Source organism: Cyanobium sp. HWJ4-Hawea, assembly GCF_024345815.1.
Taxonomy (GTDB): domain Bacteria; phylum Cyanobacteriota; class Cyanobacteriia; order PCC-6307; family Cyanobiaceae; genus Cyanobium_A.
In genome coordinates this window covers 20,717-27,469 of sequence record NZ_JAGQBV010000032.1, presented here as the reverse complement: position 1 = coordinate 27,469, position 6,753 = coordinate 20,717, and the positions used below count along the sequence as shown (strand labels likewise).

General features: G+C 59.9%; 5 protein-coding genes. 2 read left to right on the top strand and 3 right to left on the bottom strand.

Annotated features, from left to right (window positions below; genetic code table 11):
* Positions 1-176 precede the first annotated feature (176 nt).
* On the top strand, positions 177-1,364 hold the full coding sequence (locus KBY58_RS08480) for a beta-ketoacyl synthase N-terminal-like domain-containing protein (RefSeq protein ID WP_255003932.1): 1,188 nt from the start codon (positions 177-179) through the stop codon (positions 1,362-1,364).
* A gap of 19 nt (positions 1,365-1,383) precedes the next feature.
* Complete coding sequence (locus tag KBY58_RS08475) at positions 1,384-3,504, top strand: AMP-binding protein (protein ID WP_255003931.1); 2,121 nt, start codon at positions 1,384-1,386, stop codon at positions 3,502-3,504.
* A gap of 376 nt (positions 3,505-3,880) precedes the next feature.
* Here KBY58_RS08475 and KBY58_RS08470 read toward each other — a convergent pair whose 3' ends face one another.
* The 3 genes from KBY58_RS08470 to corA all read right to left on the bottom strand — a co-directional run bounded on the left by KBY58_RS08470 (position 3,881) and on the right by corA (position 6,664).
* Positions 3,881-4,777 (bottom strand): dihydrodipicolinate synthase family protein, encoded by an 897-nt coding sequence (locus KBY58_RS08470; protein WP_255003929.1) that lies wholly within the window; start codon positions 4,775-4,777, stop codon positions 3,881-3,883.
* Positions 4,778-5,035: 258 nt separating this feature from the next.
* The gene (locus KBY58_RS08465) at positions 5,036-5,545 is read right to left on the bottom strand and encodes a VOC family protein (RefSeq protein WP_254933549.1); all 510 of its coding nucleotides are present in this window, start codon (positions 5,543-5,545) and stop codon (positions 5,036-5,038) included.
* A gap of 6 nt (positions 5,546-5,551) precedes the next feature.
* Positions 5,552-6,664 (bottom strand): magnesium/cobalt transporter CorA, encoded by a 1,113-nt coding sequence (corA, locus tag KBY58_RS08460; RefSeq protein ID WP_255003928.1) that lies wholly within the window; start codon positions 6,662-6,664, stop codon positions 5,552-5,554.
* Positions 6,665-6,753: the final 89 nt, after the last annotated feature.

Here is a 6,753-nt window from a genome sequence, read left to right as displayed (position 1 = left end):
CAGCCCCAGGGCCAATAGCAATGGCAGGGTGATGGCTGCCCCGCTGGAGGCGACCGCATTGAGGAAGCCGCACAGCACACCGGCAACCAGCAGCAGGATCCAGTTCGTCAAGGCAGGAGAAGGTTTGGTTCAGGATTGCAGAGCTGAACAATGATTGCGCGACCGGTGCCAGAAATTTGATCAGCATCGCCATCACCGGAGCGGCCGTGATCACGGCGAGGCTGCACAGCCGCCGGGAGCTGTGGAACCAGGTTTGCTCCGACCGGCTGCTGCCTGACCAGCAGCACAGCCTGGAGGCGATCCGGCAATTGGCCCAGCTCAATGGCGGGGAAGCTTCCATGCTTAGTCGCCAGCAGCAGCTCGGCCTGGCGGCCGCCGAGCTGGCCTGGCGGGAAGCAGCTCTGCCAGCGGAGCGCCAGCCGCTGCGGGGCGAGCGGCAGCCGCTGCAACAACAGGCGTGGCGCCTACGGGCCGGTGTGGTGAGTGCCAGTGCCCTTGGCGATCTCAGCAGCCTGCTGCACGATCAGAACGTGCCTGGCGCCCGCCCGCGGCCCACCAGCCTCAGCCGCTGGCGAGGAAATGCCCTCGGTGCCGCGCTGGCGGTGCGATTCGGACTGCAGGGAGATCAGTTCAACCTCAATGCCGCCAGCAGCAGCGGCGCCCAGGCGATCTCCCTGGCAGCTCGAATGCTGGATGCGGGCCTACTGGACCTTGCCCTGGTGGTGGGAGCTGAACCTGCCCTGCCCCAGCTCTTGCTAGAGGCGAATCGCTGCTCCGGTGCCCTGGCCAGCCACGGTGCCTCCCAGCCCCTCAGTAGCGAGCGCAGCGGCATGGTGCCGCGGGAGGCGGCGGCCTGCCTGGTGCTGGATCCTGGCGAGAGGGCGAGAGAGCGGGGGGTGCCGGCACTGGCCCAGCTCAGCAACAGCGTGTCTGGCTGTGAAGCGCATCACCTTGTGGCGCCATTAAAGGGCCAGGGTTTGAGCCATGCCCTCTTGCAACGCCTCTTTCAAGACGATGCCGAGGCCCAAGCTTCGATCGATTGGCTTTGCCTGCATGCCACGGGCACACCCAAGTTTGATCGCGAGGAAATCGGCTTCGTGACGCGGGCATTTCCAAACCTGCCCTGGATCAGCGCCATGAAACGCAGCCTGGGCCATGGCCTTGGGGCCGCAGGAGTTGTGGAGGCTGCCCTGGTTGTGGAGGGCCTCCAGCGCGGACAGGTGCCGCCATGGCCGGCGCCGCTCGATCCGGATCTGGGGCTGCCGATTCAGCCACCGGGCTCCCCACCAACCCCCCACTGCGCCCTGCAATTGGCTTCGGGAATGGGCGGCGTGGTGGTGATGAATCTGTTCAAACGGGTCTGAGATCGATGCCGGAGGCAGCGTGATCGAGCATTGGCAGCAGCTGTGGGCGCACAGCCAACGCCACCATGGCCAGCGCCCGGCGCTCCTGGCCCCGGAGGGCGAACTCAGCTTCAGCCAACTTGGCCAACAGGCCGATCAATGGCGCCACTTCTACGAATCCCAGCCCCACTGGCAGGTGGGGCGTTGCGTGGCGCTGCCTTGGCGTAACCCATGGAGTGATCTGCCCCAGCTGGTCGGCCTGTGGCTGGCGGGTGGGGTGTGGATCGCCCACGCCCACGACTCCTGCCATGCCGCCCTTGCCCAGGAGCTGGAGGCAGGGATCCAGGGGCCAGCGGTAGGGCCGGGCCGCTGGTGCACGATCTTGTTTAGCTCAGGCTCCACGGGGCCGCCGAAGCTGTTCGTGCGCGGCTGGAGGCAGGCGCTACTGGAGGCGCAAGCCAACGCGGCCAAGCTGAACCTGGCTGCCGGCAGCCCCTGCGCCATGCTCGTAAATCCCTGGTTTGGGGCGTCTAGCAAGCACCTACTGGCAGGCTTCCTCCAGGGGTGGTGCCAGGTGATCGGCAGGTCGTCGCTGGCGCTCCTACCTGGGGACGGCGAGCTTCTCTATGCCACTCCCAGCCAGCTTCAGGCCCTTGGTGCTGCCCCTGAAGCGAGCCCCCGTTTCGCCTGGATCTCACTTACGGGCGAAGCCTGCCCATTGAGCCTCTGGCCCCTACTCCAAACCTGGGCTCAACCAGGCGGCCAATGCCTTAACGCCTTAGGCGCCACTGAAACCGGTGTGGTCGCCGAACAGGTTTTGCCCCTATCTGCCCCATGGCAGGGCTTCCGGGGCGTGCCGTTCGACGGCAAAGACGTGGCGGTGGTGGGTGATCAAGGTCAGGTTCTCCTAGATGCTGGCGCGATCGGCCGCCTTCAGATCAGGGGCGAGGCCTTGATCGAAGGCCAATTGTTGAAGGCTCAGCAGAGATGGCAACTCGAGCCCACCCCCAGCCGAGCCGGCCTGATGGGCGTGCTCAGCAACGACCTGGCCCGCTGGAACGAAAAGGGCGAGCTGGAACTGCTGGGGCGCAGCAATCAGCTGCTCAAGCGCCACGGCGAATGGCTGGATGTCACCCCGCTGCAGCAGGCCTTGGAACAGCAACCCGGCGTCCAACGCTGCCTGTTGCTCTGCGATCCAGATGGGCTCAACGCCTGGCTTCAGCTCGATCAACCCAGCCAAAGCCTGCTGGGCCAAATCGCTGCTGCACTGACAGGGGCCCTCGACGACCCGCGTCTGCACCCCCAACGGCTATTTGGGGTGGCCAAGTTTCCCCTCAACGCCAACGGCAAGATCGACATCCCCCAGCTGCAGGCAGGGCCTTGCCCTGGCGAGCGCGTCTTTTCAGTGGATGTTGAGCCAGCAGGCAAGCGGCTGGAACTCCAGCCCAGTCTGGATTCGCTGGATCAAGCCCAGCTCGTCTCCAAGCTGCAGTCCACCAACTTGTTGTGGTGCGGGGCGATACCGGCCGCCTTGGAACAAAGTTTCCCCGCCGATGTGGGGCTGATGGCCCTGGGCTTCCCAAGGCATCAAGACCCAACTTCATCATCTTCACAACGGCGCAACTTCAAGCAGTTGGCCAGCGATCTTGCCGACCTAGTTCTGCAGATAGCAGGCAATCATCTAGGCGAAGATCTATGGCTTGGAGGATTCTCTCTGGCGGCCTGGCTTGCCTATGCCTTGGCCCTCGAACTTGAAAGCAGGCAAGTAGGTGTAAGAGGCGTTTTTATGGTTGATCCCATTGATCCGTTCCATCCCCTCTACCGGCTGCGTTGGCACCGTGGGCTGCGTAGTTGGTGGCGCAAAGGCTACGGATCCTGGCGCCATGGTGATGTAGGCAAACAAAGGGCAATCCACAGAAGCATTCGCCAGGAGCTAATCGGGGAATGGATCCTGCAGGAGCCCCCTCGGCCAATCCAGGGCAGCATGGTGGTGTACGGAGGTGCCTGGATACGCTCCCTCTCGCGGCGCCATGCCCAACGCTTTAAGGCTGAGCCGCAATGGTGCGATTTGCTAACCGATCGCCACGCTGATGTGGTGAGCAAACCGGAGCTAACAAAGCTATGGGTCCCCAAGCTCTTGGACACAATCAAGGCGAGTTGAAGTGCCCCCCTTGTTGCTCAGTCCCCAGATAAAGGGGCCAGATCGCATTGACCCCTGCGATCAGGATTGTCAGAACGATCACCACAAAGAGACGCAGGGCAATCAGTAATCAGCGCCACCAGGATCAACGCTGCTCTCCAGGCCAGCGCTCCGCCCCAGGCATGCCCCAGAACCGGGAAGTCATGAAGGCGTGAAAATGCATGGAAGGGCGCTTCTTCCATGACAGCAAGAACAACGTGCGACATATTCAGAGGCTGGGAAATGCCATGGCGCTGGAGGTAAAAACCCTAGCTTCCAACCAACCCGCCCCGCCTCAATCAACCGATTAATCAACCCGATGGTCAACCTTGGCCGTCTGTCTGCTTGCTCTCACGATTCAGATCAGTGTCTTGATCCCAAGCTCTTGGCACAGGGCCTGGAATTGACGCACGAGATCCTGGATTACAGCCTGTTGTTCGTTGGTCAGGTCGTTAATATTTAGTCGGCTGAGGGGCAGAATCTCAAACCCCCGTGCCGCCAGAGCAGCCTTGACGTCCAGGGGAAACGGAAGAGATTGCAGAAGTACAGCATCGGTCTGGCCAATCCACTTACATAGCCGCTGAATCGATTGGATTTGGCCCCCATCGCGCCAGTGGCGGCAGAGAAATGTCAGTAGCTCAGGGAAACAGGCTGCACAGAAATCCATCACTCCGCTGGCACCAGCTGCCAGCGTTGCTGCCAGCTCGGCTGTGTTGGCCTCTAGAAGTGTGAAGCTTGCGCCTGCCGCCGCTCTCAGTGCGGCGATCTGTTCTGGCTGTCCCTGGGTGGTTTTCAGCATTTGGTAGGTGCCCAGGGCCGCCAATGTGTTCAGCGACGAAGGTGTCAGCGTGCGGTGAAATGGGCTGATCGCTTCGTACAGCCCTAGGGGGCCCGAAGCGCGTTGGCCCACAGCCACCAGCCGTTTGAGAGCTTCGGCCTCAGGCACGCTTGCATTAGCAAGCAGTCCCGGAATCACCAAAGGCAGACTGGCACCAGCCTTGCGTAGGGCCACGGCTCCTTGAACACACGCCTCAACGCTGCGGCCGCAACTGATGCTTGCCCATGTGCGCGCCGCCCCAAAGACGCTGCTGGCCATGCCTGTGAGTTGTAGTGCCTCAGGCCAAGACAGCGACAGCATCTCCCCGGTGGATGCCACTGCGAGCACTGCATTAGCTCCAGCCTGTTGGTAGAAGCGCAGCAAGCGGCGTTGTGTTCCTAGATCGATCTCAAGTGAGGAGCTGAATGCGGTAGGCATGGGCACGCCAAACACTGGCAGCCGATCAAACAGTGCTCTTCTTTCCCTACTTTGGCCGGCATTTGTTGCTAAGGCAGGTCCAAGGACAATGCCGGCCGCACCGCCAATGCCGCCAAGGATCAGTGTTCTGCGGGAGATTGAGTTAGACATGCGAATTGGCTAGAAACTGTGGGGTTCATTATCACTTAATAGGTGCTGGTCATGGCGAGCCCTCCTGGTGCATCCATTCCCGATGCTTTAGGTGTGAGTGAACTGGATTTAACCAGGCTTTGCGGCCTGTTCAAACAGAGCCAGACTGGCTGGAAACTGCCGTTGTTCCGGATCTCGATCCGACGCCAATGGTTGTCTCACTCGAGTGGTGTATTCCAAGCGAAGGCGATTTACGGGATCTTCAAGGAAGAATGACCTATAGGGATCCAGATCCAGCACAGCACCCACCACCACCCCTGCTGCGATGAGTGCCAGCCGCCTCTCCTCCAGCCCGACGAGGGAGGCACAGCGGAAGGCGAAGTGGAATGTGCCGTTTGGCACCCCCAGGCCGCGGTTGATGCCGGTGTCGTAGTCACTTGGCACCCCAGGTACCTGCTGCCATTGCATGAAGGCCAGGGCACAGTCGCCGCCGCAATCGAAAAACACGTGCTCCACCGTGCCGCCCTCCTGCATCAACATGCGCTCGTGAATCATTACCGGTAATCCCAGTTGTCCCTCGTAGAAGGCCTGGGTCGCGGCGATGTCTTGAGTGCCAAAACTTATGTGATCTAGGGTCATATTTGATTACTGGCGACGGGTGTTTGACCAGTCTTCGAACCATCCCCGTTTCCACAACAGGGTGGTTTGAATGGTGGCTACGGTGGCCATCAGGGCCAGGCATAGGAAGTAGCCATATCGCCAATGCAGTTCAGGAATATTGTCGAAGTTCATGCCATAGACCCCGGCTAAAAAGGTGATTGGGGCGAATATTGCCGAGATTATGGTAAGTGTCTTCATGATCTGATTCATGCGATTACCAGTGCTCGCCATATGGGTATTGGTAACGGCGTCGCATTGGTGCCTAAGTAGTTCACAGCTTTCAAATATTTGAGCCACATTTTCCGCAATCTCGCGGAAGCCATTGAGGCTTTTCTGGCCCATCAATGGTTGATTCTGCTTAAGAAAGAGCAGGGTCTGATTTCTCAGGGGCCAAAGCTGCTGGCGAATTCTGCGCAGGTTGCCCCTTAAGTGGTAAGCACGGCCGAGGATTTGCGGACTGGGTGCACGCAGTGCGGCCTCTTCCAGGCTGTCAAGACGGCTTGCCAACTGCTCCAGCATCGGAAATATGCCATCTAGAAGCGTGTCGACCATGTAGTGCAACAGATCATCCAGTTCTTCGTCTGCCGCATTTGGGTGTTCGTGTAACAGCCAGGATGTGAGCGAGTTAAAGCCATCTTGAGTGGCCACCTCCTCTATGGATATCAGCAGTCGATGGGTAAGCAAGATGCTCACCTGGTCGCTGACAAGGTTTAGCGCCTTGTCGGTTAGATTTAGGCGATGCACCACTAGGGCTACCACGTCCGCAAAGGAATCCAGCCTTGGAGATTGGGGTGTTTCAAGGGCCAGAGGTAGAAATACTTTGGGGATATTGCATCGCTTAAATAGTTCTTCAATCAATTCTGGCTGGCCGTGCCCATTAACGCGGATCCAGAGCGGAGCATCTGCCTGGAGGAGTTGATCTAATTGCTCCAGATTGTCGAGGGCCTTTTGTTTTGCCCCCTGCACATCCAGAACTAGAACTGATATTTTGGTTGGCGCCAATCCCCCTGATACTGCCAGGTGGCTTGGCAGGGTGCCTGGTCGTTCTTCCAGCCTTCGAGATGCCAGGCTTCCTGGTGTCGGACGGAATTGGGTCATGGTTTCCGTCGTTTCTGCATTCCTTGCTTAGCTGCAGATATTCAGCTGGTTGATAAAGCTGGGGACCCCAAGGGCCCCCAGCAGATTTA

Excerpts from the sequence above, each read along its gene's own strand:
- KBY58_RS08465 (WP_254933549.1), bottom strand. The coding sequence starts at position 5,545 with ATGACCCTAGATCACATAAGTTTTGGCACTCAAGACATCGCCGCGACC.
- corA (WP_255003928.1), bottom strand. The coding sequence starts at position 6,664 with ATGACCCAATTCCGTCCGACACCAGGAAGCCTGGCATCTCGAAGGCTG.
- KBY58_RS08470 (WP_255003929.1), bottom strand. The coding sequence starts at position 4,777 with ATGCCTACCGCATTCAGCTCCTCACTTGAGATCGATCTAGGAACACAA.